At 67.1% G+C, this 25,962-nt stretch carries 19 protein-coding genes; 9 read left to right on the top strand and 10 right to left on the bottom strand.

The window, feature by feature from the left end; genetic code table 11:
• Position 1 precedes the first annotated feature (1 nt).
• A complete protein-coding gene (locus ACUDTM_RS01245) occupies positions 2 to 1,222 on the top strand; it encodes a TraB/GumN family protein (protein WP_088496762.1) in 1,221 nt (406 codons plus the stop codon).
• 252 nt (positions 1,223 to 1,474) lie between these two features.
• Here the strand turns inward: ACUDTM_RS01245 and ACUDTM_RS01240 are convergent, their stop codons facing one another.
• The 3 genes from ACUDTM_RS01240 to ACUDTM_RS01230 are packed head-to-tail and all read right to left on the bottom strand — an operon-like array spanning position 1,475 to position 9,221.
• Entirely contained in the window at positions 1,475 to 4,561 is a 3,087-nt protein-coding gene (locus ACUDTM_RS01240) for an efflux RND transporter permease subunit (RefSeq protein ID WP_065185171.1), read from the bottom strand.
• Positions 4,558 to 8,079 carry an efflux RND transporter permease subunit gene (locus tag ACUDTM_RS01235; RefSeq protein ID WP_445391067.1) on the bottom strand — a complete coding sequence of 1,174 codons (3,522 nt, stop codon included), beginning with the start codon at positions 8,077 to 8,079 and terminating at the stop codon, positions 4,558 to 4,560. The genes ACUDTM_RS01240 and ACUDTM_RS01235 overlap by 4 nt, the downstream gene beginning before the upstream one ends.
• Positions 8,076 to 9,221 (bottom strand): efflux RND transporter periplasmic adaptor subunit, encoded by a 1,146-nt coding sequence (locus tag ACUDTM_RS01230; protein WP_049411461.1) that lies wholly within the window; start codon positions 9,219 to 9,221, stop codon positions 8,076 to 8,078. The genes ACUDTM_RS01235 and ACUDTM_RS01230 overlap by 4 nt, the downstream gene beginning before the upstream one ends.
• A gap of 205 nt (positions 9,222 to 9,426) precedes the next feature.
• Here ACUDTM_RS01230 and ACUDTM_RS01225 point away from each other — a divergent pair, with 205 nt between their 5' ends.
• Positions 9,427 to 9,810 carry a c-type cytochrome gene (locus ACUDTM_RS01225; RefSeq protein ID WP_061477913.1) on the top strand — a complete coding sequence of 128 codons (384 nt, stop codon included), beginning with the start codon at positions 9,427 to 9,429 and terminating at the stop codon, positions 9,808 to 9,810.
• 9 nt (positions 9,811 to 9,819) lie between these two features.
• Complete coding sequence (locus ACUDTM_RS01220; RefSeq protein ID WP_445391066.1) at positions 9,820 to 10,281, top strand: c-type cytochrome; 462 nt, start codon at positions 9,820 to 9,822, stop codon at positions 10,279 to 10,281.
• Between the two features lie 356 nt (positions 10,282 to 10,637).
• On the opposite strand, the gene ACUDTM_RS01215 is transcribed toward ACUDTM_RS01220, so the two are convergent.
• A complete protein-coding gene (locus ACUDTM_RS01215; protein ID WP_061477914.1) occupies positions 10,638 to 12,521 on the bottom strand; it encodes an ATP-binding cassette domain-containing protein in 1,884 nt (627 codons plus the stop codon).
• Between the two features lie 166 nt (positions 12,522 to 12,687).
• On the bottom strand, positions 12,688 to 13,563 hold the full coding sequence (locus tag ACUDTM_RS01210; RefSeq protein ID WP_072168282.1) for a LysR substrate-binding domain-containing protein: 876 nt from the start codon (positions 13,561 to 13,563) through the stop codon (positions 12,688 to 12,690).
• A 102-nt stretch (positions 13,564 to 13,665) separates the two neighbouring features.
• Between ACUDTM_RS01210 and ACUDTM_RS01205 the strand changes: the two genes are divergently transcribed.
• Both ACUDTM_RS01205 and dbpA read left to right on the top strand, forming a co-directional pair.
• The gene (locus ACUDTM_RS01205; protein ID WP_445391065.1) at positions 13,666 to 14,745 is read left to right on the top strand and encodes a YeiH family protein; all 1,080 of its coding nucleotides are present in this window, start codon (positions 13,666 to 13,668) and stop codon (positions 14,743 to 14,745) included.
• A 155-nt stretch (positions 14,746 to 14,900) separates the two neighbouring features.
• Positions 14,901 to 16,277, top strand: coding sequence for an ATP-dependent RNA helicase DbpA (gene dbpA / locus ACUDTM_RS01200; protein ID WP_353080083.1), 1,377 nt, complete (start codon positions 14,901 to 14,903; stop codon positions 16,275 to 16,277).
• Between the two features lie 92 nt (positions 16,278 to 16,369).
• Here dbpA and ACUDTM_RS01195 read toward each other — a convergent pair whose 3' ends face one another.
• From ACUDTM_RS01195 to ACUDTM_RS01180, 4 genes are all read right to left on the bottom strand, one after another.
• A complete protein-coding gene (locus ACUDTM_RS01195) occupies positions 16,370 to 16,906 on the bottom strand; it encodes an adenine phosphoribosyltransferase (RefSeq protein ID WP_088496767.1) in 537 nt (178 codons plus the stop codon).
• 580 nt (positions 16,907 to 17,486) lie between these two features.
• A complete protein-coding gene (locus tag ACUDTM_RS01190) occupies positions 17,487 to 19,052 on the bottom strand; it encodes a protein adenylyltransferase SelO (protein ID WP_072168287.1) in 1,566 nt (521 codons plus the stop codon).
• Between the two features lie 32 nt (positions 19,053 to 19,084).
• Positions 19,085 to 19,774 carry a glutathione S-transferase family protein gene (locus ACUDTM_RS01185; RefSeq protein ID WP_072168288.1) on the bottom strand — a complete coding sequence of 230 codons (690 nt, stop codon included), beginning with the start codon at positions 19,772 to 19,774 and terminating at the stop codon, positions 19,085 to 19,087.
• Positions 19,775 to 19,962: 188 nt separating this feature from the next.
• Positions 19,963 to 20,172, bottom strand: coding sequence for a cold-shock protein (locus tag ACUDTM_RS01180; RefSeq protein ID WP_005416210.1), 210 nt, complete (start codon positions 20,170 to 20,172; stop codon positions 19,963 to 19,965).
• A gap of 302 nt (positions 20,173 to 20,474) precedes the next feature.
• Here ACUDTM_RS01180 and ACUDTM_RS01175 point away from each other — a divergent pair, with 302 nt between their 5' ends.
• On the top strand, positions 20,475 to 20,963 hold the full coding sequence (locus ACUDTM_RS01175; RefSeq protein WP_111007451.1) for a YaiI/YqxD family protein: 489 nt from the start codon (positions 20,475 to 20,477) through the stop codon (positions 20,961 to 20,963).
• Between the two features lie 13 nt (positions 20,964 to 20,976).
• Here ACUDTM_RS01175 and ACUDTM_RS01170 read toward each other — a convergent pair whose 3' ends face one another.
• Complete coding sequence (locus ACUDTM_RS01170) at positions 20,977 to 21,846, bottom strand: pseudouridine synthase (protein WP_445391064.1); 870 nt, start codon at positions 21,844 to 21,846, stop codon at positions 20,977 to 20,979.
• Between the two features lie 124 nt (positions 21,847 to 21,970).
• Here ACUDTM_RS01170 and ACUDTM_RS01165 point away from each other — a divergent pair, with 124 nt between their 5' ends.
• The 3 genes from ACUDTM_RS01165 (at position 21,971) to ACUDTM_RS01155 (ending at position 25,861) form a co-directional block, all read left to right on the top strand.
• The gene (locus ACUDTM_RS01165; RefSeq protein ID WP_072168291.1) at positions 21,971 to 22,519 is read left to right on the top strand and encodes a YaeQ family protein; all 549 of its coding nucleotides are present in this window, start codon (positions 21,971 to 21,973) and stop codon (positions 22,517 to 22,519) included.
• Positions 22,516 to 23,700: a BaiN/RdsA family NAD(P)/FAD-dependent oxidoreductase gene (locus tag ACUDTM_RS01160; protein WP_111007452.1), complete on the top strand. Its 1,185-nt coding sequence runs from the start codon at positions 22,516 to 22,518 to the stop codon at positions 23,698 to 23,700. The genes ACUDTM_RS01165 and ACUDTM_RS01160 overlap by 4 nt, the downstream gene beginning before the upstream one ends.
• A gap of 91 nt (positions 23,701 to 23,791) precedes the next feature.
• Positions 23,792 to 25,861: an EAL domain-containing response regulator gene (locus ACUDTM_RS01155; protein ID WP_061477970.1), complete on the top strand. Its 2,070-nt coding sequence runs from the start codon at positions 23,792 to 23,794 to the stop codon at positions 25,859 to 25,861.
• The last annotated feature ends 101 nt before the right edge of the window (positions 25,862 to 25,962 follow it).

Below are 25,962 nucleotides of genomic sequence, written 5' to 3'. Positions count from 1 at the left end.
CATGACCGAAACCCTTCCCGAGACCGGCGACGACCTGTTCGCCGGCCAGCCGGTGCGCGTCGTCGAACGCGACGGCGTGCGCTACACCCTGCTGGGCACCGCCCACGTCTCCCGCGCCAGCGTCGAGGCCGTTGAAAAAGCCATCGACAGCGGCCGCTTCGATGCCGTTGCCGTCGAGCTGGACCCGCAGCGCCTGCAGGCGCTGAGCGACCCCGACACACTCGCCAAGCTCGACCTGGTCGAGGTGATCCGCAAGGGCCGCGTCGCCCTGTTCGCCGCCAACCTGGCTCTGTCCGCCTATCAGCGCCGCCTGGCCGAGCAACTCGACATCGAGCCCGGTGCCGAGCTGAAACGTGCGGTGGAACTCGCCCGCGAACGCAACCTGCCGGTGCACCTGATCGACCGCGAGGTTGGCCTGACCTTCCGCCGCGCGTCGCAACGGCTGGGCTTCTTCGGCAAGCTGAAGCTGGTTGCCGGCCTCGGCGCCGGCCTGTTCTCGTCCGAGGAAGTGGGCGAGAACGAGATCGAGAAGCTCAAACAGGGCGACATGCTGGAATCGAGCTTCGGTGAGTTCGCCAGCGAGAGCCCGGCGCTGTACGAAACCATCATCGGCGAGCGCGACCGCTACATGGCCACCCGCCTGCGCGAAGAACACGACCCGCACCAGCGCGAAGTGCTGGCAGTGGTCGGAGCCGGCCACCTGGCGGGTCTGGCACGCCACCTGGAAACCGACACCGAGGCACCGGCGCCGCTGCGCGCCGAGCTGGAGGCGGTGCCGAAGAAGCGCAACATCCCGTGGTTCACGCTGGGCATCCTGGCGATCGTGGCGACCGGCATCGGCGTAGGCTTCTACCGCGGCGGCCTGGGCGTAGGCACCGAGCTGCTGGCAACCTGGGCGATGTATACCGGCGGCCTGGCCGGCCTGGGCTGCCTTCTGGCCGGCGGTCACCCGCTGAGCATCCTCACCGCGATCGCGGTGGCCCCGTTCAAGCCGTTCCGCCTGAGCATCCCGACCGGCGCCTTCTCGGCACTGGTGGAAGCGCGTGTGCGCAAGCCAGCCTACGAGGACTTCCTGAAGCTGCGCGACGATGCGCAGAGCCTGAAGGGCTGGTACCGCAATCGCGTTACCCGCGTGGTGCTGACCTTCATGCTGACCAACATCGGCAGCATGCTCGGCCTGTGGCTGACCACGTTCAAGGTGTGGGGCAAGGTGGCGGGGTAAGCCTCAACCGGCCACAGAATCTGTAGCGCCCGAGCCCATGCCCGGGCGATGCCGCAACGCGGCGAACAGCAGCCGAGCATGGCTATGCCGGCCGTCCTGGCCGACACCCTCCGGGCCGTCGCAAGCGACGTTGGCAGCGGCTCCTGCCGCTGCCTTCGGCTCTACAGAGGCAAGCAGACGCGGCGAGCAAAAAAAGGGGGAGACCGCCCCACTACGACCGGCCTCCCCCACACCACAACACGTTGACGTGCGTTACAGCCGGGCAGCGCCCGGCTCTACCATTTCCACTCCACGCGCACGGCGGATCAGGCGCGTCACGGCATTACGCAGGTCATCGAGCACCGCGTAGATCGTCGGCAGGAACAGCAGGCTGACCACGGTCGAGAACGCCAGGCCGCCGGCAATCGCACGCGCCATCGGCGAGTACTCCGGGCCATTGCCGAACATCTGCGTGTCGGTCAGCGAGATCGGCACCATCGCCAGGATCGCCGTGCCCATGGTCATCATGATCGGGCGCAGGCGTTCGCGTGAGCCTTCCACCAGCGCCTGGGTACGGCCCATGCCGCTGCGCCGCAGGTTGTTGATGTGCTCGATCATCACGATGCCGTTGTTCACCACCACGCCCATCAGCACCAGGATGCCGATGAAGGACATGATCCCGAACGAGGTGCCGGTGATCCAGAACAGCCAGAACACGCCGAAGATCGAGAACAGCACGCCACTCATGATTGCCGCCGGGAACAGCAGCGACTCGAACACCGCCGCCATCACCACGTAGATCATCACCAGCGCGATCAGCAGGTTGAACACCATCTGCTGCATGGCTTCATCATCGTTGCCGTAGTCGCCGCCATCGAAGGTGAAGCCGTAGCCGGCCGGGAAGTTCATCGGCTTGAGCACGGCCTCTATCGCCTTGCGCCCGTCCGGTGCGGTGACCTTCCCGGCCAGGTTGGCCTTGATGGTCAATGTCGTCTGACGGTTGGTACGGCCGATCTGGGTGGCCGACGAACCAACGTCCACGGTGACCAGACTCAGCAGCGGCACGCTGCGGCCATCGCCGGTACGCACGCTGAAACCGGCCAGGTCTTCCGGGCTGCTCTGCTCGGCGCCGGCAAAGCGCACCCACACCGGCACTTCATTGTCACCGCGGCGGAACTCGCGCATCGGTGCGCCGCGCAGCGCCAGGCCGACGAAGCTGGCCACCTGTTCGGCGTTGAAGCCGAACGCTGCGGCACGCTCACGGTCGACGCGCACCTTCAGCTCGCCGCCCTTCTCGCCATTGTCGATGCGCACGTCCCGCAGTTCGGCACGCTGCGCCAGCAACGGCACCACTTCCTGGCCGATCTCCTGCAGCATCGAGCTGGAATCGCCCACCAGCTGCACCTGCACGCCCTGGTTGCCGCCACCCCCACCATCGCCGCCCTGGTTGCCGACGAAATAGTCGGTGCGGGCGGACTTCGGCAGGCCCTTGCGCAACTCTTCCTGCAGCGCCTTGATGTCCTTGGCGTACTTCTCGTCCAGGGTGACCACCGTGGAGCTGCCTTCCTGCTCGCTGTACCAGGAGTACACCTGCTTGACGTGCAGGCGCTCGCGGTTCTGGTCGATCCAGCTCTCCACGCGCGCCACTTCCTCGGACATCTGCCGGTAGGTGTAGGCGCCCTTCCACATGTAGCCGATGAAGATGTCCTTGCCGCCCTCGCCACCGAACATGTCGACCTTGGTCAGCTTCATCGGCACCAGGCTGACCAGCACCACCAGCAGGATGCCGAGCAGGCTCCAACCGCGGTGATGCAGTGACCAGTCCAGCAGCTGCGCATAGCGCCGCTGCAGGCGCGCGATCAGGCCGGTCTGCGAGTGCACCAGCTTGGGCGTGGCCATGCGTGCGGACAGCATCGGAATCAGGCTGACCGCGACCAGCCACGAGGCCAGCAGCGAGACCGAGATGGTGATCGCGATCTGCGCCATGAAGATGCTGATGTTGTTGGTCTCGCCGAACAGGTTCGGCACGAACACGATGCAGTGGCACAGCGTACCGGCGCTGAGCGCGATGGCCACGTTGCGGGTGCCGATGATCGAGGCCAGCCGTGGCTGCCCCGGCATGCGCTCGCGCTCCTGGTAGATGCTCTCCACCACCACCACGGCGTTGTCGACCAGCATGCCCACGGCCAGCAGCAGGCCCATCATGGTCAGGATGTTCAGCGTCACCCCGACGAAGTACATGAAGCCCAGGGTGATGGTGAAGCAGATTGGAATGGCCAGGGTCACCATCAGCGTCGACGGCCAATGGCGCAGGAAGAAGAACAGCACCGTCACCGACAGGATCAGGCCGACCGCACCGGCTTCGGCCAGCTCCAGCAGTGACGAGGTCACTGCCTTGCCCTGGTTGTCGATCACCTTGATCTGCACGTCGCGCATCGACGGCTGCGCGCGGATCGCCTCGACTTCGGCCAGCGCCGCACGCGAGACGTCCACCAGGTTGGCACTGCGCTCCTTGAAGATATCCAGGCCCACCGCCGGGTTGCCGTCCAGGCGGCGCCCGTAGTTCATACGTGCAGGCTTCAGGCGCACGTCGGCGATATCGCCCAGGCGCAGGCCCTTGGCGTTGATCACCAGGTCGCGCATTTCCTGCAGGTCGGTGATCTCGCCCACCGGCTGCACGCGCACGCGCTGGCCGTTGTCGTCGATCTGACCGGCCGAGATCGAGAAGTTCAGCGTGCGCAGGCGCTCGCTCAGCTCGTTGATGCTCAACCCATGCGCGTTGAGCCGGTTCGGATCGATGGCGATCTCCACCTCGTTCGGCGGTGCACCGGTGATATCGACGCGGGCCACACCCGGGATGCGCTCGATGCGCCGCTTGAACTCACGGTCGAGCATGTCATAGGCAGTGGTCAGGTCGGTGGTGCTGGCCAGCCGCACCTTCAGTACCGGCTGGTCACTGCTGGACCACTTGAACACGTTGTAGCGCTGCAGGTCGTCGGGCAGGTCGCTGCGGATCGCATCGATACGCTCGCGCGCGTCGGACGCGGCAATGGCGATGTCGCGGTCCCAGTCGCTGAACTCGATGTAGATCAGCGCCGCCTCGGAGGTGGCCGATGAGCGCATGCGCTTGATGCCGGTCATCGTCGCCAGCGACTCCTCGACCGGGCGGATGATGGTCCGCTCCACTTCCTCGGGCGTCGAACCGGTGTATGGGATCTGCACGAACAGGAACGGCGCGGAGATGTCCGGCAGCGCCTCCAACGGCAGCCGGAACGAAGCGATCAGGCCGATCACCACCAGCGACACGAAGCACATGATGGTGGTGACCGGGCGGCGGATGGAGAACTCGGCAACGCTCATGCCGGCTCCTCCACACCTGCCGTGCCGCCCTCGTCGCCATGCAGGCCTTCACCGGCATGCTTGCGGCCGCGCTCACGGTAGTAGGCGTCGCCGCGACGATCCATCAGGTCGTACACCACCGGGATCACCAGCAGCGTCAGCAGCGTCGACACCAGCAGGCCACCGATCACGGTGATCGCCATCGGTGCACGCACTTCGGCGCCCTCGCCCATCGCCACCGCCAGCGGCAGGAAGCCGAACAGCGTGCACAGCGTGGTCATGATGATCGGCCGCAGGCGCGAACGCGCACCTTCCACCAGCGCCTCATGCTTGGCCACGCCGGCTTCGCGCAGCTGGTTGACCTTGTCGATCAGGATGATCGCGTTCTTGGTGACCAGGCCGACCAGCAGGATCAGGCCGATGAACACCACCACCGAGATGGGCTTGCCGGTCAGCATCAGCGCCAGGATCGCGCCGACCAGCGCCAGCGGGATGGTGAACAGGATCACGAACGGGTGCAGCAGCGACTCGAACTGCGAGGCCATCACCAGGTAGACCAGGAAGATCGCCAGTCCAAAGGCGAAGATCAGCGACTTCGCCGCCTGCGCCAGTTCCTCGCCCTGGCCACCGATGTGCAGGCCAACGCCCGCGCCCAGCGGCTGCTCGGCCACCATCTGCTGCACTTCGCGCATGGCTGCGCCGAGGTCGATGTCGCGCAGGTTGGCCGATACCACCGCCACCCGGGTCTGGTCGGCACGATGGATCTCGCTGGGGCCGGTGGTGGCGACCACGTCGGCCACCGCGTCCAGGGTGACCGGGCGGCTGCTGCCCGGATTGACGATCAGCCGGCGGATGCTCTCGACGCTGGCGCGGTCACCTTCCTGGGCACGCACCAGCACGTCGATCTTGCGATCACGGAAGCTGTAGCGGGTGGCGACGTCGCCGCGCACCTTCTTCACCACCACGTCGGCGATCTGGCGGGTGGTCAGGCCCAGCGCACCCGCGCGTTCCTGGTCGAAGCGGATCTGGATTTCCGGGAAGCCCTCTTCCACCGTCGATTTCACGTCGGCGTAGTGCGCATTGCCGCGCAGCATCGCCGCCAGGCGTTGCCCGGCCACTTCCAGGGTGGCCATGTCCTGCCCGCGCAGTTCGATTTCCAACGGCGTGGAGAAGCTGAACAATGCCGGCCGCGCGAAGTCGACCTGGGCGCCCGGGTGCTGGCTCATGGTGCCGCGCAGGCGCTCGGTGATTGCTGCTTCGGTGCGCGCGTTGCCACCACCTTCCATCACCACAGTCAGCTTGCCGATGTTCTCACCGCTTTCGGTCGGACTGGCATCCAGCCGGGTGCCGCTGCCACTGACGCCATACAGCGAGGCCACGCCCTCCCCCTTGCCGTGCGCCAGCTGCAGCTCGCGCACCAGCGCATCGGTCTGCTTCAGCGGCGTGCCGGCCGGCAGCTTCACCGTCATTTCGAACCGGTCCTGCGCCAGCTGCGGAATCAGGTCCGCGCCAAGCATCGGTACCAGCGCCATGGTCGCCACGAAGATGATGGCTGCCACGCCCAGCACCTTGCCGGGATGCGCCAGCGCACTCGGCAGCAGGCGCAGGTAGCCTCGCTCGGCGCCTGCATAGGGCTTCATCGCCAGATCACTGGCCTTGCGCATCACCGGGCCGACCACTGCCACCACGCCACGCCACACGCGCACGACAAGCCAGGCCAGCGCATAGAAGCTCCAGCGCGCGCTGGCAACCACGCCACGGCGGCCCAGCGCGACCGGCTTCTGCCAGCGCTTCTGCGGCTGCCATGCTGCGTTCGGCGCCTCTTCCGGGAACGCCAGCGGTGGCCGCCCCTTCAGCGAGCTCAGCATCGGGATCAGGGTCATCGACACCAGCAGCGAGATCGCGATGGCGATCGCCACGGTCAGCGCCTGGTCGCGGAACAGCTGCCCGGCGATGCCGTCGACGAACACCAGCGGCAGGAACACGGCGATGGTGGTCAGGGTCGAGGCGACCACCGCCATGCTCACTTCACGGGTGCCGGCGATCGCCGCCTGCAGGATGCCCAGGCCACGCTCACGAGCCTTGGCGATGCTCTCCAGCACCACGATCGAGTCATCCACCACCAGGCCGGTGGCCAATGCCAGGCCACCCAGCGACATCACGTTCAGGCTCAGGCCGAGCTGGCCCATGAAGAAGAACGTGGCGATGATCGATACCGGCAACGACAGGCTGATCACGAACGTGCTCCAGCCATCGCGCAGGAACAGGAAGATGATCAGGATCGCCAGCAGGCCACCGATCACCGCGTCCTTCTTGACGTCGGCGATGGCGTGCTCGATGAAGCGCGACTGGTCCTCGATGGTGGTCAGCTCGACATCGGACGGGAACGTGCCCTTGATCTGCTCCAGGCGCTTGCGCAGCGCTTCGGCGGTGGACACGGTGTTGGCGTCGCCTTCCTTGTAGATGGCCAGCTCGACCGCCTCCTTGCCGCCCAGGCGGATGATCGCTTCGCGCTCCTTGTAGCCCTGGCGCACGGTGGCCACGTCCTTCAGGCGCACCGGCACGCCGTTGGCGACCACGCTGGAGCCGCCGCCGGATGATGCGCTCTGTGCCGCCGACGCCGCCGCGATGGCTGCCGCCGAACCGGTCGACGCGGCGATGTTGAACATCTGCTGCAGCGCCGAATCCGCTGCGCTGCCGTTGGCGGCCTGGGTGGTGACCAGCAGGTTGCGGATTTCCTCGAGGTCAGCGAACTGGTTGACGGTACGCACCAGGAAGCGCTGGGAGCCCTCTTCCAGGCGGCCGCCGGAGATGTTGATGTTCTCGTCCTTGAGACGCTTGATGACGGTGTCGATCGGCAGGTTCAGCTGCGCCAGCTTCTGCTGGTCGATGTCGACCTGGATCTCGTCTTCCAGGCCACCGCCCACCTTCACTGCTGCCACGCCGGTGACCGGCTCCAGCTTCTTCTTCAGGTCTTCATCGGCATAGCGGCGCAGGCCGGTCAGCTCGCGGACCGCATCGGCATCGCTGGTCGGCGCGACCTTGTTGGACAGCACCAGGCGCATGATCGGCTCGGTGGACGGATTGAAGCGCAGCAGCACCGGGGCCTTGGCCTCCAGTGGCAGGTTCAGCGCTTCCATCTTGTCGCGCACCTCCAGGCTGGCCTGGTCCATGTTGGTGCCCCAGGCGAACTCCAGCACCACATCGCTCTGGCCGGTGCGCGAGACCGACTTCAGCTTGCGCAGGTTCTTGACCACGCCCACCGCTTCTTCAACCGGCTGGGTGATCAGGGTTTCGATTTCGGTCGGCGCCGCACCGGTGTATTCGGTGCGCACGGTCAGCGTCGGGTAGCTCAGGTCGGGCAGCAGGTTGACCTTGAGGTTGCCGAGCGCGATCAGGCCGAACAGCAGCAGGGTGACCGTGCACATGGCGATGGTCACGCGGCGGCGCGTGGCGAATTCCACCAGGCCGCCGCGCATGCCGGCGGCGGCGCCGTCGCTCGCCGGCGAGGCACCGTGGTCGTGGCCCGCGGCAGTCATTGCTTGCTCCCGGCCTTGTCTGCGGGCTTGGCGGCCGCCGCGACCGCCTTCGCCTTCGGATCGGCAATCACCTGCACCGTGGTGCCGTCGCGCAGGGCGACCTTGCCGGCGGTGACCACCTGATCACCGGCCGCCAGGCCATCACGGATCTCCACCCACGGGCCCTCGGCGTAACCCAGCTTGACCGGAACGCGTGCGACCTTGCCTTCGCGCACGCGGAACACCGCAGGTTCACCGTCATCGAGCAACGCCAGGCGCGGCACCACCAGCGCATCGGCACGCTGGTCGTAATCGATGCGGATGCGGCCGAACATGCCGGGCTGCAGCGCGTGGGCGGCGCCATCGAAGGCACTGACCACGCGAAACGTGCCGCTGCCCGAGTCCACCACCGGCGCGATGCGGTCAACGGTGCCGGTGAAGCTCTGGCCCGGAAGTGCGTCGGCCGCCAGCGTCACCGGCTGGCCGGCACGCAGGGTGGCCAGCTCACGTTCGGGTACGTTGAGGGTGGCCTCCAGCCGCGAGTTGTCGACGATGCGGAAGATCGGTGTATTGATCTGCACGAAGTTGCCGGTCTTGATCGAGCGTGAGGCGATCACACCCGAGATCGGTGCCACGACCGTGGTGTAGGACAGCTCCAGCGTGGCCAGGCGGTACTGCGCACGGACGTTCTCCAGGTCGTAGCGCAGCTGGTCGACATCGGCGGCGCTGACCATCTGCTGGCCGACCAGCTTCTGTGCGCGCTGGTAGTTGTTTTCCAGCTTGCGCATCTGCGCTTCGCTCTGCGCCACGGCCAGGCGTGCACGATCCGGGTCCAGCCGCACCAGCGGCTGGCCGGCGGTGACCCGCTGCCCTTCCTCGACCAGCACCGCCAGGGCTACGCCGGAGGTCTTGGCGACCACCTGCGACTCGGCGCGTGGCTCCAGTGCAGCGGTACCGGTGTAGCTGGCCGCGACGGCACGATGGCTGGCCACCGCCACTTCGACCGGGACGGCGTCGACCTTTTTCTCCTCCTTGGTCTCGGCAGCCTTGGCTTCGGAATTGGGCCCTGCGGCGCAACCGCCCAGCAGCAGGGAGGTGGAGATCAGCAGTGCGGCAGCGCAGATTCCGCTGCGACGGCCGGACAGGAAGGTTGGGTGCGACATCGTCGGGTCCCTGGAGGATGCGTGGACAGGTGTGGTAGCAAAGTAATGCACCACTTCACGGCAACACCATATCCCAAAGGTCATGGTGTCTTCACGCCGCTGGTCGGCCCGCCCCCATTTCAGCTAGATGAAACCTGAGGCTATACTCGGGTCGTTCCGTACCCCACGCCGGAACGACCAGACCCGAATCCCCGGAAACGACACCATGCGCCCGCAGCCGCTCGCCGCTTGTCTCGCTCTGGCCGTCCTCCTGCCCCTTGGGGCCGCCGCACAGCCCGCTCCCGCTCCTGCCACACCCGCCCCGGCGCCTGCCGCCGCACCGGCGCCTGCCACGCCCACCGGCAACTTCGACAATGGCCGTGTCCTGGCCTACACCTGCCAGGGGTGCCACGGCATCACCGGCTACAAGAACGCCTACCCCAGCTACCGGGTGCCGAAGATCGGCGGCCAGACCCAGCAGTACCTGGCCCAGGCCCTGACCGAGTACCGCCAGGGCAAGCGCCGGCATCCGACGATGCAGGCACAGTCGATGAGTTTCAGCGAACAGGAGATCGCCGATCTCTCTGTTTACCTGTCCACCGTCAAGTAAGGCCCGCCCATGTCGAAAGCCGCGCATCCGATGCGTCACGCCATCGCCCTGTCCGTTGCCCTGCTGCTGGCGGCCTGTTCGCAGTCGCAGGTGGAAAACAGCGAGAAATCCGCCGCCGACCCGGGCCATGCCAGCGGCGAACACGGTTCTTCGTCCTCCGCTGGCCTGCCGGCAGGCCGCGAGGCCGCCGGTGAAGCCCGCGCCAAGGTGAAGGGCAAGGCCACCAACCAGAGCTGCATCGACTGCCATGGGGCCGACGGCAATGCGCCGATCGATCCGATCTATCCGAAACTGGGTGGCCAGTACGGCGACTATCTGGCGCATGCGCTGCAGGCCTACCGCGCCGGCGACCGCCAGCATGCGCTGATGACGCCGCAGGCGAAGGACCTGAGCGATCAGGACATCGCCGATCTGGCGGCGTATTTCGGCAGCCGGCCGAGCCAGTTGCGGGATCTGCACGGGGTCAAATGACCGCTCTGCGCGGATCATGACTGCTGCAATCTGATGCGTTCATGGGCGTTACTTTTCTTGATGACGCACATCCTTGTGCGTCACCCTGCGGGCCGGCTATGCCGTTCCGCTCTGCTCCTGCAGTGCGGTGCTCGCAAAGAAAAGTAACCAAAAGAAGCGCTCCGCCGTCCGCGAGCCGATGCTACGCACCGGTACCCTGCGCTCCTCGGTCCACCGAGGGACGGCGCGGGAACTCGCTGCGCTCAGACACCCGCGCCTCTTCGCCCTCGCCGGACCTGCGGTGCTCGGCTCGCTTCAAGGCGGAATCAGATCAAAAACCACAGCCGCCCGCAGGGCGAGACGGCCGTGGTAGCCGCTCAGCCTTCCAGCTCTTCCCAGCGCGCGTACGCGGCATCCAGCTCGGCCTGCACCTTGGCCAGCTGCTGGGTGTGCGCGGTCACTTCGGCACTGCTGCGGGTGTAGAACGACGGATCGTTCATCGCCGAGGTCAGCCCTTCGACATCGCTTTCCAGCTTCTCGATGGTCTTCGGCAGCTGCTCCAGCTCGCGCGCTTCCTTGTAGGCCAGCTTGCGCTTGGGCGCAGCCGGGGTGGCAGCAGCCGGCGCGGCAGGTGCTGCGGCTGCCGGCTTGGCGGCGGGGGTCGCGGCAGGCGCTGCCACGCTGGCCGCATAACGCTGCCAGTCGCTGTAGCCACCGACGTACTCGCCGATCACGCCGTCGCCTTCCATCACCAGCGTGGAGGTCACCACGTTGTCGATGAAGTCACGGTCATGGCTGACCAGCAGCAGGGTGCCGGTGTACTCGCCCAGCAGCTCTTCCAGCAGCTCCAGGGTTTCCACGTCCAGGTCGTTGGTCGGTTCGTCCATCACCAGCAGGTTGGACGGCTGCGCGAACAGCTTGGCCAGCAGCAGGCGGTTGCGCTCGCCACCGGACAGGCGGGTGATCGGCGCACGCGCGCGTTCCGGGGTGAACATGAAGTCCTGCAGGTAGGCATGCACGTGCTTGCGCTTGCCGTTGAACTCGAGGAAATCGCGGCCTTCGGCCACGTTCTCGATCGCGCTCCAGTCTTCGCGCAGCACCGCACGGTACTGGTCGAAATAGGCGATCTGCAGGTTGGTGCCGGCGTTGACTTCGCCCTTGGCCGGCTGCAGCTCGCCCAGCAGCAGCTTCAGCAGCGTCGTCTTGCCGCTGCCGTTGGGGCCGATCAGGCCGATGCGGTCGCCGCGCATGATGGTGGTGGTGAAGTCGCGGACCATGGTGCGCTCACCGAAGGCGAACGAAATATCCTTGACGTCGATGACCTTCTTGCCAGAGCTGATGCCCTGTGCGGCTTCCATCTTGACGTTGCCGCTGAGATCACGGCGCTGCGAACGCTCCACGCGCATCGCCTTCAGGCGGCGCACGCGGCCCTCATCGCGGGTGCGGCGCGCCTTGATGCCTTGGCGGATCCAGACTTCTTCCTGCGCCAGCAGCTTGTCGAAGCGCGCGTTTTCCTGCGCCTGCGCGTTGAGGCGTTCCTCCCGGCGACGCTCGTAGTTGGCCCAGTCGCCCGGCCAGCTGGTGACCTGGCCACGGTCGATCTCGACGATGCGGGTGGCCAGTGCGCGCAGGAAGCGGCGGTCATGGGTAACGAACACCACGCTGCCGCTCCAACCCTTCAGGAACGCTTCGAGCCAGTCGATGGCTTCGATATCGAGGTGGTTGGTCGGTTCGTCCAGCAGCAGCACGTCGGGGCTGGACACCAGCGCACGGGCGAGCAGCACGCGGCGCTTCATGCCGCCGGACAAGCGGCCGAACTCGGCCTCGCCGTCCAGGTCGAGCTTGGTCAGGGTTTCGCTGACGCGCTGATCGAGGCCCCAGCCGTTGGCGGCGTCGATCTTGGCCTGCACGTTGCCCAGGGCTTCGCCATCAAATACTTCGGCGTGGCTGAGGTGATGGAATTCGGCCAGCCACTGGCCCAGTTCACCGAGGCCATCGGCGACGACGTCAAACACCGAGCCGGCGGCGCCATGTGGCACTTCCTGCTCCAGGCGGGTGACGCGCACGCCCTGCTGCACGCGGACTTCGCCGTCATCGGGCTTGTGGTCGCCGGACAGCAGCTTGAGCAAGGTGGATTTGCCGGCGCCGTTGCGGCCGATCAGGGCGATGCGTTCACCCGGCTCGATCGACAGTTCGGCCTTTTCCAGCAACAACGGGCCGCCGACGCTGAAGTCGACGTTCTGCAGAGTAATCAGAGGCATCCGGATATTGTACGGGTTGGGGGCGTCGGCCGGGTTGCACCCGGCACCCGCGGTAGTGCCGGCCGCTGGCCGGCAGCCTCAACGGCAACGTCAAAAAGCTGGTTTCCTGTGGGACGGCGGGGCGCGGATCCCGTCGTGGAATTCGCGCTGTGCGGATGGATCCCGGCTACCCCACCTCCCCCAGCAGCGCCTGCAACCCCGGCAGCCATTGCTTGCCGGGGTGGCGTACCAGCCACAGCGTGCGCTGCAGCGGAGGCAACGGGGTTTCGAGCACGCGCAGACGACCCAGCGCCAGCGGCTCTTCCAGCGCGTGACGCGAGAGGCAGGCCAGGCCGAGGCCGGCGATCGCGGCCTGCTTGATCGCTTCGGTATTGCCCAGCTGCAGCGTCTGGGCGAAGCCACGCAGGTGCGGCAGCAGGGCCTGTTCCACTGCTTCACGGGTGCCGGAGCCCGGTTCGCGCAGCAGCCAGCGGGCGCGGCGCAGTTCGTCCAGCGACCAGCGCGGGAGAACGTCGGCGGCGCCGACGATCACCAGCGGATCCTGCTGCCAGGCCGTGACCTGCAAACCGCGCTCATGGCACGGGCCTTCGATCAGGCCGGCGTCGACGTCCAGGCGCTGCACGGCGCCGACTACGCCAGCACTATTGTCGATGCGCAGGTCGACTTCGGCCTGCGGCGCCTGCCGCAGCAGTTCAGCGATGCGCTGCGGCAGCAGGTAGTTGCCGATGGTGGTACTGGCGGCCAGCACCAATCGCAGCGGCGCGCCCTGCGACGGGTCGCCGCCGGCGGCCAGCTGCCGCTCCAGATCGGCGGCGTTGACCAGTAGGGTGCGCGCCGGCTCCAGCAGCGCGCGGCCATGACCATTCAGGGCCAGGCGGCGGCCGATGCGGTCGAACAGTGGGGTGCCGAAGTGCGCCTCCAGCTCCTGCAGGGCGGCGCTGCTGGCCGACTGCGAGAGCGCGATGGCCTGGCCGGCGGCGGTGGTGCTGCCGTGGTCGGCGATGGCAACGAAAACCTGAAGCTGGCGTAGGGTCAGGCGCATGCAGATTACCCATCTTATAGGTAGCTTTTACCCATAGTATTCGTTTTACAGGTCATGAACGAAGGCGCACGCTTGCCTCGTCACTACAGCCCTGCCCCTGCCATGAATGCCCCCGCTCTCTCCTCCTGGTCCCTGCCCGCCCTGCGCCAACGCTGGCAGCCGCGCCTGCCCGGCCTCTTGCTGGTGGGCCTGATCGCGGCGGCATCGCTGTACCTGGCCGAGCTTTCCTGGCTGCAGGCGCGTGGTCTGAGTGCACTGACGGTAGCCATCGTGGGCGGCATCGTGGTGGGCAACACGCTCTACCCGCGGCTGGCACCGAGCAGCGCGGCCGGCGTCGGTTTCTCCAAGCACTGGCTGCTGCGCGCCGGCATCGTGCTGTACGGCCTGCGCCTGACCTTCCAGGACATCGGCCATGTCGGCGTCAGCGGCGTGCTGATGGACGTGCTGGTGGTCGCCAGCACCTTCGGCCTGGCCTGCTGGCTGGGCGTTCGTGTGTTCAAGATGGAACGCGAGGCGGCAATGCTGATCGGCGCCGGCAGCGCGATCTGCGGTGCGGCAGCGGTGATGGCCGCCGAACCGGTGGTGCGCGGCCGCGCTGCGCAGGTCACTGTCGCGGTTTCTACCGTCGTGGTGTTCGGCACGCTGGCGATGTTCCTGTACCCGGCGCTGTACGCGCTGGTGCAGTCGCACGGCTGGCTGGCGATGGACGCGCGGCAGTACGGCCTGTTCACTGGTGCGACTGTGCACGAAGTGGCGCAGGTGGTGGCCGCCGGCCGCGCGGTCAGCGAAGCCGCCGCCGATACCGCGGTGATCACCAAGATGGTGCGGGTGATGCTGCTGGCGCCGTTCCTGGTCGTGTTGTCGTTGTGGCTGGCGCGTGGCGGCAAGGCCAGCGCCGACGGCAGCAAGGCGCGCATCGTGGTGCCGTGGTTCGCGTTCGGTTTCGTGGCCGTGGCCGGTTTCAACTCGCTGCATCTGCTGCCGGCCGGCCTGCAGGCCGGGCTGGTGCAGCTGGACACGGTGCTGTTGGCGATGGCGATGGCCGCGCTGGGCCTGACCACCCACGTCTCGGCGCTGCGCCAGGCGGGCCTGAAACCGCTGCTGCTGGCGCTGATCCTGTTCGCCTGGCTGCTGTTCGGTGGCCTGGCGATCCACCAGGGTGTGTTGGCGGTGCTGGGCTGAGCAGGAGCGTACCGACCAGGGTCGGCGCCCACCCGTAGATCCACGCCATGCGTGGATGACGGCACCGTTGGGGTCAGATCCCGTTCCTGCGGAAAGGGATCCGCCCCCCCCACCCCATTAGACGGGACCGGCCACGCGGGCAGGTACAATGCGCCATGACTGATTTCTCGACCCTGCCGCTGAGCCCGGCCCTGCAGCCCGGCCTGGACGCCCTCGGCTACACCACCCTCACCCCCGTGCAGGCGCAGAGCCTGCCGGCCATCCTCGATGGCCACGATGTGATCGCACAGGCGCCGACCGGCAGCGGCAAGACCGCCGCCTTCGGCCTGGGCCTGCTGCAGGCCATCGACCCCAGCCTGATCCGCGTGCAGGCGCTGGTCCTGTGCCCGACCCGCGAACTCGCCGACCAGGTCGGCAAGCAGATCCGCAAGCTGGCCACCGGCATTCCCAACCTGAAGCTGTTGCTGCTGGTGGGTGGCGTGCCGCTGGGCCCGCAGCTGGCCTCGCTGGAAGGCCACGATCCGCACGTGGTGGTCGGTACGCCCGGTCGCGTGCAGGAGCTGGCACGCAAGCGCGCGCTGAATCTTGGCGCGGTGCGCACGCTGGTGCTGGACGAGGCCGACCGCATGCTCGACATGGGCTTCGAGGAGCCGATCCGCGAGATCGCCGGCCGCACCCACAGGGATCGCCAGAGCCTGCTGTTCTCCGCCACCTTCCCCGACAGCATCCGCGCCATGGCGCGTGACCTGCTGCGCGACGCGGTGGAGGTGACCGTGGAAGGTGCCGACCAGGCACCGGCCATCCGCCACCTGTTCTGCGAGGTGGAACCGGCGCATCGCCAGAAGGCGCTGGCCGGCCTGCTGCTGAAGTACGCGCCGGAATCGGCGGTGGTGTTCTGCAACACCCGCAAGGATGTGGACGAAGTGGCCAACTCGCTACAGCAGTTCGGCTTCTCCGCACTCGCCCTGCACGGCGACATGGAGCAGCGCGACCGCGAGGAAGTGCTGTTGCGGCTGGCCAACCGCAGCTGCAACGTGCTGGTCGCCAGCGACGTCGCCGCGCGCGGACTGGACGTGGAAGAGCTGGCGGCGGTGATCAATTACGAGCTGCCGACCGACGTGGAGAGCTACCAGCACCGCGTGGGCCGTACCGGCCGTGCCGGTGCCAGCGGCCTGGCGCTCAGCCTGGTGGCTGGCCGCGAAAAGACCCGCGCCGAAGCCATCGAAGCGCAGATGGGGCAACCGCTGGATTGGCAGAAGACGCCACTGGCGACCTCGCGCCCGGCCGAGTTGCCGCAGGCGGCGATGCGCACCCTGCGTATCGACGGCGGCAAGACCGACAAGCTGCGCCCGGGCGACATCCTCGGCGCACTGACCGGCGATGCCGGCCTGTCGAGCAAGTTCATCGGCAAGATCGCGATCTTCCCGACCCGCTCCTATGTGGCGATCGCGCGTGAACAGGCCAACAAGGCCGTCGCCAGGCTGGAAGCCGGCAAGATCAAGGGCCGTCGCTTCCGCGTGCGGATGATGTGATTGAAGCAGCGTTGCCAACCACGGTTGGCAACGACCAGCTCCCGGCTCTTCGCTCTGGTAGATGCCAACCTTGGTCGGCATTCACCCTTCGATCAGAACACCAGTTCGGTGTGCAGTGGCAAGCCCGCCTCCCAGCGGGCCCGGCCGCCCAGGCCATCGAGCTCGACCAGCACACCGGCGCCGACCACTTCAACACCCAGGCGGCGCACCAGCGACAGCGCAGCGACCAGCGTACCGCCGGTGGCCAGCACGTCGTCGATGATCGCCACGCGGGCCCCGGCCGGCAGCGCGTCGGCGTGCACTTCGATGCAGTCACTGCGGTATTCCAGCGTGTATTCCTCGCGCAGCACCTGGCCCGGCAGCTTGCCCGGCTTGCGCACCGGCACGAAGCCCACGCCCAGCTCCAGTGCCATCGCGGCGCCGAGGATGAAACCACGCGATTCGATGCCGACCACCGCGTCCAGCTTCTGGTCGCGCCAACGGTCGGCCATCGCGGTGATCGCGCCACGGAAGTCCTCGCCGTGGGCGAGCAGCGGCATGATGTCCTTGAACAGGATACCGGGCTTGGGGAAGTCGGCGATGTCGCGCAGGCGGGAGGCCCACTGCGGAGCGACGAGGGCGTCGGTCATGTCACATTGGCTATCTGATGGCGGCATAGGGTACCTGTTCCGGGCGCCGGCTGCCTGTTGGGGGTGTCGGCAGGGCTGCGCCCTGCACCTGCGGAGGCTTCAAGCAACGGCAACGGCAGAAGCTGGTTTCCTGTGGGATGGCGGGGTGGATCCGATGGCGGGAGACGCCGTAAACCCGTCCATGGGGGCTTGGCCGCGGCATCCATGCCGCGGACACTCCCGCCACCGGACCCACCCCGCCTTCGACAGTTTCCTGTGATCTGTAGTAGATCCACGCCATGCGTGGATGAATCTCAATCGAAATCGAATATTTCGAGAATTGAACGAAAAGCATCCACGCATGGCGTGGATCTACCGTGTCGACCAAGGTCGACACCTACCAACAGCCGCCGGAATCTGTCGGAGGTGGGGCGGTGTCGGAGTGCGGGGTGTCAGCCGCATGGATGCGGCTGCCAAGCTTACAGGGACGTACTTGCAGCGCCCCCGCATTCCGACACCGCCCCGCCAAGCCACGGGATCCAGCTCTGGCCGTTGACTTGGCCTCTGCAGGTGCAGGGCGCAGCCCTGCCGAAACCCACCCTCAGGAACTGCAGGACAGCATCGAGCAGCCGGCGCGGTTGTCGGCCCACGCCGGGCGCTTGCCGGCGAAGTGTTCAAGCCCCGGGCGTTCGGTGTACGGGTCGCGCAGCACGTCCTGCAGCGCATGCACACCGCCGAGGTCACCCTGCTCTGCGCGGTCGATCGCCTCCTGGGCCAGCCAGTTGCGCAGCACGTACAGCGGGTTGGCCGCTGCCATCTTCGCCAAGCGTTCGCGGGCCGACAGCGGATCGCTACGCAGGCGCGCTGCGTAGTCCTGCAGCCATTGCTGCAACGGCGCCTGCACCGAATGCTTGCGCGCCTCGTCGTAGTACACCGCGTCCAGAACCGTAGCGTCCGCTGCCGACGGGTCGATGCGCATCAGTGCACGCCAGGCCAGGGTCATGTCCATGGCGCCCTCCTGCATCAGCTGCTGCCAGCGCTGGTAGAGCTGCAGGTCGTCATCGTCGGCAGCAGCCAGCCCCAGCTTCGATGCAGCATCGCGACGCGTGCAGGCCACGAAGGTGGACTGGTAGGCCGCCAGGCCCGCCTGCAGCGGTGCGACATCGGCGAACAGCGGCGACAGCGCCTGCGCCAATCGGCTCAGGTTCCAGTACGCCACCTGCGGCTGGGTGCCGAAGCGGTAGCGGCGCCCCTGGGCGTCGGTGGTGTTCGGCGTCCACTCCGGATCGAAATCCTCGACCCAGCCATAGGGGCCGTAATCAAGTGTGAGACCGAGCACGGACAGGTTGTCGGTGTTCATCACACCATGCACGAAGCCGACACGCATCCAGTGCGCGATCATCTCGGCGGTGCGCACCGCGATCTGCGCGAACCAGTCGCCATACAGTGCCTCGCCCTGCCCCTCCAGCCCGGGGAAATCACGGGCGATGCAGGTGTCCACCAGCTGTTGCAGCAAGGCCGTCTCGCCACGCGAGGCCGGCAGCTCAAACGAACCGAAACGCAGGAACGACGGCGAGACCCGGCACACGATGGCGCCAGGCTCGGCACGCGGGTGGCCGTCATAGAACATGTCGCGCACCACCTCCTCGCCGGTACCGACCAGCGACAACGCGCGCGTGGTCGGCACGCCCAGGTGGTGCATCGCTTCGCTGCACAGGAACTCGCGGATCGACGAGCGCAGCACTGCCCGTCCATCGGCACCGCGCGAGTACGGGGTCGGGCCGGCCCCCTTCAGCTGCAGCTCCCAGTGGCGGCCATCGGGTGCCACCAGCTCGCCCAGCGAGATCGCACGTCCGTCGCCGAGCTGGCCGGCCCAATGGCCGAACTGATGGCCACCGTAATTGGCGGCCCATGGCTGCATGCCGGCGTACAGCGCGTTGCCGCCGAATACATCGGCGAAGCCTTCGCTCTCGATCTCGGCAGCATCGAAGCCGAGCATCGTGGCAACCTCAGGCGACCACGCCAGCAACGTGGGCGCCACCACCGGGGTCGGCATCACCGGCGACCAGGCCGCGCCCAGCACTTCGCGCCTGCGCGGGCCGGATTCGGGGTCGCCCGGCAGGGTGTGCAGCAGGCGGTTGTCGAAACGGAGGCTGTCGGTATCCATGGTGCTGAAGATGGGGACGACGGCCGCCCGCCTCAATTGCCGCTGAGCGCCTGCAGGTGGCCGCCGTGGGCCTCGGCACGCTGGTAGGCCGGGCGCTCACCAATACGCTTGAGAAAGCCGCGCAGCGCCGGCTTGTCGTCGAGACCGCCACCGCGCGCGGCAGCAGCCTGGATCGGGAAGCTCATCTGGATGTCGGCCGCACTGAAGCGCTCGCCGGCAAACCACTGGCTTTCAGCCAGGCGGCGCTCCATCCAGTCCAGATGCAGCCGCCGCTGCGGGCCGATGAAGCCGCGCTCGGCCTTGTCGGCAATGCTGCGTGCCATCGGGCGCGCAAAGAACGGCATCGGCGCGTTGCGTATGCGGCCCATCACCAGGGTCAGCAGCAGCGGCGGCATCGCCGAGCCTTCGGCGTAGTGCAGCCAGTAGCGGTAAGCGATGCGTTCGGCCCCGTCAGCCGGCATCGGTGACGGCGACAGCTGGCGTTGCGTGTCGTAACGGTCAGCGAGGTAGTCGAGGATCGCACCGGACTCGGCCAGTACCAGCTCGCCATCCTGCAGCACCGGTGACTTGCCGAGCGGATGCACGTTGCGCAGTTCCGGCGGCGCCAGCAGCGTCTTCGGATCACGCGGATAGCGGCGCAGTTCGTAGTCCAGCCCCAGCTCCTCCAGCATCCACAGCACGCGCAGGGAACGGGAGTTTTCCAGGTGATGAACGATGCGCATGGGGACGGTCCTCGGGAAGGTCTCCATCCTACCGCGCCGGCTGCATGCCCTTTGTAGAGCCGAGCCATGCTCCACTGTCTTTGAGAACTGTCGAGCGTGGCTCGACTCTACAAAAAACAGCGGGCAATAAAAAACGCCGGAAGCTCTCGCTTCCGGCGTTCTCTGGCTACCCAACGGTAGCAGACGGATTAGACCGCCTGCACCTGGTCAGCCTGCATACCCTTCTGACCCTGGACGGCGATGAAGGTAACCTTCTGGCCTTCCTGCAGGGTCTTGAAGCCGGTGCCCTGGATCGCGCGGAAGTGCACGAACAGGTCCGGGCCGCTTTCCGGGGTGATGAAGCCGAAGCCCTTGGCGTCGTTGAACCACTTGACGGTGCCGGTCTGACGTTCAGACATTTTACTAACTCCTGAAACACATGTTGAAAAAAATCGCAGCCACCGGGTATCGGGGCCGAGACTGAGTTGCAGGCGTTGGTAAAGCGGATCGATGAGCGGATCGTGAGATCAACTGCACCAGGCCACGATTCACGGTGACCCTAGCAAACACAGTGGGTCGCACGATACGCGTGTTTTCCGCAAAAAGCGATAGTCCCGACGTTCATGGGAACAGGTCACCCGCTAGGCGTGACAAGGGTTGGCAGCCGTTCGCGGCTAACCCCGAGCCCCCATTCAGGTTTTTCCTACCCTACACTGGGGAAATGACTGAAGCTGAAATCCCCGCTGAATACGCGCCCTCTCGCATCTGGGTGGACGCGGACGCCTGTCCCACTGTCATTCGCGACATCCTGTTTCGTGCGGCTGAACGGGTGGGGATCGAACTGACCCTGGTCGCCAACCAATGGATCCGCACCCCGCCCTCACGCTGGCTGCGCTCGATCCAGGTGCCGCAGGGCCTGGACGTGGCCGACAGCGCCATCGTCGAGCGGGTCGCCGCCGGAGACCTGGTCGTCACCCAGGACATCCCACTGGCTGCGCTGGTGCTGGAGAAAAAGGCCGTGGCGCTGAACCCGCGCGGCCAGCTGTACACCCCGAACAACATGGCCGAGCGGCTGTCGATGCGCAATTTCATGGAGGAACTGCGCGGCGCCGGGGTCCAGACCGGCGGACCGCCGCCCTTGGGACCCCGCGACCGGCAGCTGTTCGCCGCCGAGCTGGACCGCTGGCTGGCGCGACGCCCGGCCCGCTGAGCGCCTGGCCGCCCTATGCCGGAAGGCTCAGGCTGCGGCCGCTGCTGAACATCCGTCGTGCGCCACTCAACGGGTCGTCGAAGGCCAGGCCCCGCGCCAGCAGCTGCAGCGGTGACTCGGCCACATTCAGTGGCCGTTGCCGAAGCTGAGGGTACAGGTCGTCACCCAAGATCGGCGCCCCCAGCATGGCCATGTGCACGCGCAACTGATGCTTGCGGCCGGTCTCCGGCAGCAGCCGGTAGCGCCAGATCGCCCCTTCGGCCTCGATCAGCTCGATCCGGCTGCGCGCATTGGGCTGACCGGTCACTTCGGACATGCGGAAGAACGGCTCGCCCGGCACCAACCGGCTGTCCCGCTGCAACGGAAACGCCAGCCCCGGCAGCGACGGTGCCAGGGCCTCATAGGTCTTCTCGATGCGCCGCTCACGGAACAGGCGCTGGTAAGCATCGCGCGACCCTCGCTGGGTCGAGAACAGCACCAGCCCGGCCGTCAGCCGATCCAGCCGGTGCAGCGGTACCAGATCAGCATTGCCGGTGCGGGCGACCAGCCGCGCCAGCAGCGTCTCGCGCACATGCCCACCCGCAGGTGTCACCGGCAGGAAATGCGGCTTGTCGGCTACCAGCAGGTGCGCATCCAGATGGACGATGGTCTCGACAAAGGGAATCACCGGTTCGTCGGCCACCTCGCGGAAGTACTGGATCTCCCGCCCGACCTGCCAGGGCATGTCCGCAGTGAGCGCCCTGCCCTGCGCATCCAGCACACGGCCACGCGCGAAGCGATCCTGCCATTGCGCGCGCGCGATGCGCGGGAAACGTGCACACAGGCCATCCAGCAGGGTGGCCCAGAGCCCGGGCGGCAACTGCAGTCGGCTGGGCAAGGTCATGGCGTCCACTCCGGCCACGGGAAAGAACGCAAGCGTGCCACCGTTGACGCTGCGCAGACAGCCCGGCCACGGACACCCCCGGAGCAAACCTCTATCATTGTCCTCTTTAGTCCACGGATCCCCCATGGCTCTTACCGCCACCATCCGCAAGGCCGAACTGCAGATCAGCGACATGGATCGCGGCTACTACGCGACCCACAACCTGACCCTGGCCCAGCATCCGTCCGAGACCGACGAGCGCCTGATGGTGCGCCTGCTCGCCTTCGCGCTGAACGCCGGCGACCGCCTGGAGTTCGGCCGCGGCCTGAGCACCGATGACGAACCCGACCTCTGGGAACACGACTACACCGGCGACATCCTGCAGTGGATCGACCTGGGCCATCCGGACGAATCGCGCATCCGCAAGGCCAGCAACCGCAGCCGCCAGGTGCAGGTGGTCAACTATGGCGGCAACGCCTCGGAGATCTGGTGGGGCAAGCAGAGCAAGGGCCTGGCGCGCTTCGACAACCTCTCGGTGGTCGACCTCGACGGTGCCTTCGTAGAGCTGTGGGGCCAGCAGATCCAGCGCGCGATGCGCTGGAGCGTGCTGATCCAGGACGGTGAAGTGCAGCTGCTCAACGATCAGATGCAGCTCGACGTGATCCCGACCTGGCGCAAGCGCGCCAAGGCATGAGCACGATCCGTTGTGACGTGGTGGTCATCGGCGCTGGCGCAGCCGGGCTGATGACCGCGATCACTGCCGGCCAGCGCGGCCGCCAGGTGCAGGTGATCGACCATGCCAACAAGGTCGGCAAGAAGATCCTGATGTCCGGCGGTGGCCGCTGCAACTTCACCAACACCGGCACCACCCCGGCCAACTTCCTGTCGGCCAACCCGCATTTCTGCAAGTCGGCGCTGGCCCGCTACACACCCTGGCATTTCATCGAGCTGGTGCACAAGCACGGCATCGCCTATCACGAAAAGGAACTGGGGCAGTTGTTCTGCGATGTCTCCTCCAAGCAGATCGTGAGAATGCTCGTGGACGAATGCCAGGCGGCCGGCGTACAGATCCGTACCGACTGCAGCGTGCAGCGCATCGAGCATGGCAGCGATGGTTTCCGCGTGCACACCACGCACGGCCTGTTCCATTGCGCCTCGCTGGTGGTTGCCACCGGTGGCCTGTCGATTCCCAGCATGGGGGCCAGCGGCTTTGGCTATGAAGTGGCCCGCCAGTTCGGTCACCAGGTGCTGCCGACCCGCGCCGGGCTGGTACCGCTGACCCTCAGCGGCAAGCACCAGGAGCGGCTGGCCGACCTCAGCGGCGTCGCACTGCCGATCGAGGCGCGCTGCAACGGCAAGAGCTTCCAGAACTTCATGCTGCTGACCCACCGTGGCGTGAGCGGCCCGGCCATCCTGCAGATCTCTTCGTTCTGGCAGCCCGGCGATGCGCTGGAGCTGGACCTGTTGCCGGGCCAGGATGCGGGCGAGTGGCTGCGCCAGATGAAGCGCGACCGCCCCGCCGCCGAGCTGCGCACGGTGCTGGGCGAGGTACTGCCGAAGCGGCTGGCACAGCGGCTGTGCGAGCACTGGCTGCCCGACCGCCCCGTGCGCCAGCTGGACGAGCCGGTGCTGCGCCAGGCTGCGCAGCTGCTGGGCGCATTCCCGCTGGTGGCCAGCGGCACCGAAGGCTACCGCACCGCCGAGGTCACCCTGGGCGGCGTGGACACCGCCGAAGTGTCATCCTCAACGATGGAATCCAAGCGCGTCCCCGGCCTGCACTTCGTTGGCGAGGTGCTGGACGTGACCGGCTGGCTGGGCGGCTACAACTTCCAATGGGCCTGGGCAAGCGGGCACGCAGCGGGCGGCGTGGTGTGAACCACTTCGCCGTTCCATTCGCGCAAGGGGGACGCGCATGGACGGTTCGCCGCGCATCGTGTATCTAGATTCGCAGATTGGGGAGCAGTGCATGCAGAACGCGAACGACATCACCATCCGCCTGCTGATCGTCGATGACAGCGGCGAGAATGCCGAAGCCATCGTCAGCACCCTGCGCAACAGCGGCATCGCGGTACGCCCGTGGCGCCCACAGGATGCAGCCGAGCTGGCCCAGGTGCTGACCAGCCAGGCCATCGACCTGGTGCTGGCCTCGCCGTCGCAGGGCATTCCGCTGCAGCTGGCAGCCCAGCACATCGCCGCCAGCGGCAAGGACATCCCGCTGGTGCTGCTGGCCGAGCGCATCGACGAGGACGAACTCGTGCAGGCCAGCAGCCATGGCATCCGTGCCCTTGCCCTGCGCCAGCGCCCCGAGCACCTGCTCGCCGTGGTCCGCGACCAGTGGGTCGACCTGCAGGCGCGCCGCGGCCTGCGCCGCATCGAGGCGCAGATGCGCGAGACCGAGCGCCGCTGCGACGCGCTGATCGCCTCCTCGCGCGACCCCATCGCCTACGTGCATGAAGGCATGCACATCCGCGCCAACGACGCCTACCTGGAGATGTTCGGCTACGAGCATTTCGACGACATCGAAGGCATTTCGCTGCTGGACATGGTCGCCGCCCAGCACGTGGAGGGCTTCAAGCAGCTGCTGAAGGGCCTCAGCCGTGGCGAGGCGCCGCCGCCCCAGTACCAGCTCGACGCGCGCCACCAGGACGGCAGTGCGTTCCCGGCGACGATGGAATTTGCGGCGGCCACCTACGAGGGCGAGTCCTGCCTGCAGGTGGTTCTCCGCCGCCGCATGGAGTTCGACCCCGAACTGGCACGCGAGGTCGAGGACCTGCGCCAGCGCGACCAGGTCACCGGCCTGCTCAATCGCCCGACCTTCATGCTGCAGCTGGAAAGCGCGGTGGCCCAGGCCGGGCGCAGCGAGGGCCAGTTCGGCCTGCTGCTGATCGAGCCGGACCACTACGCGCGCCTGCTGCCGGATATCGGCCTGGCCTCGGCCGACACCCTGATCGGCGCCCTCGCCGCCCTGCTGGCCGAAGTGGTTGGCGAGGACGCGCAACTGGCCCGTTTCGGCGAGCACAATTTCGCCGTGCTGCAGGCCGGGCCCTACGCACAGACCGTGGCGCTGGCCGAGCGCATCCGAGAAGCCTACGCCGCACACGTCTTCAGCATCGGCGCACGCTCGGCCACGGTGACGGTCAGCATCGGTGGCGTGCAGGTCGGTGAGAAGATCGCCAGCATCGGCCAGGTGCTGGCGCGCGCCAGCGAATGCACCCAGGCTGCAGCCGAGCTGGGTAACACCTGCCGCATCTTCGACCCGGCTGCTGCCGACCGTGTCGAGGAAGAGCGTGTGCAGCGCTGGGTGGCGCGCATCCGCGAGGCGCTGGCCGGCGACGGTTTCCAGCTTCACTACCAGCCGGTGCTGAACCTGCAGGGCGAACCACTGGAGCTGTACGAAGCCTATCTGCGCCTGGAAAACAATGGCGAGCTGCTGAGCCCGACCGCGTTCCTGGGCATCGCCGAGGAACACGGCCTGCTGGCCGACATCAACCGCTGGGTGGTCTCGCAGGCGATCGCGGTGCTGGGTGAACGCGCACGTGCGGGTCATGCCACCCAGGTGCTGGTGAAGGTCACGCCGGAATCGTTCGATGACCCACAGATGATCGCCACCCTGCGCCGCGAGCTGCAGGCACAGGGCGTGCCCGGCGAACGGCTGTGGCTGCATGCACCGGAAGCGAAGGTGTTCACCCACCTGCGCAGTGCACAGCAGTTCCTTGCCGAAGTGGCGCCACTGGGCTGCCGCATCGGCCTGGAGCAGTTCGGTTCCGGGCTGGACTCGTTCCAGCTGCTGGCCCACTTCCAGCCGCAGTTCCTCAAGCTGGACCGGGGCTTCACCAGCGACCTGGCCGCCACCCGCGAGAACATCGACCGCATCAGCCAGATCACCGCGCGTGCTCAGGAAGCGGGCATCTGCACCATTGCCGAATTCGTCAGCGATGCCAACTCGATGACGCTGCTGTTCAGTGCCGGCGTGGATTACGTGCAGGGCGATTTCGTCGGCCCGGCGCTGCCGGAGATGGGCTTCGAATTCGGGTGATGCCTCTCTGTAGCCGAGCCATGCTCGGCTGCGGGACTCAAGCGAAGAGCAGCCGAGCATGGCTCGGCTCTACACAAACCAGAAGGCCGGCTTTCGCCGGC

This window comes from Stenotrophomonas maltophilia group sp. vghtpe118 (assembly GCF_052605195.1).
Note: the sequence above shows the minus strand (reverse complement) of the source record. Positions and strands in the feature narration are given on the sequence as shown.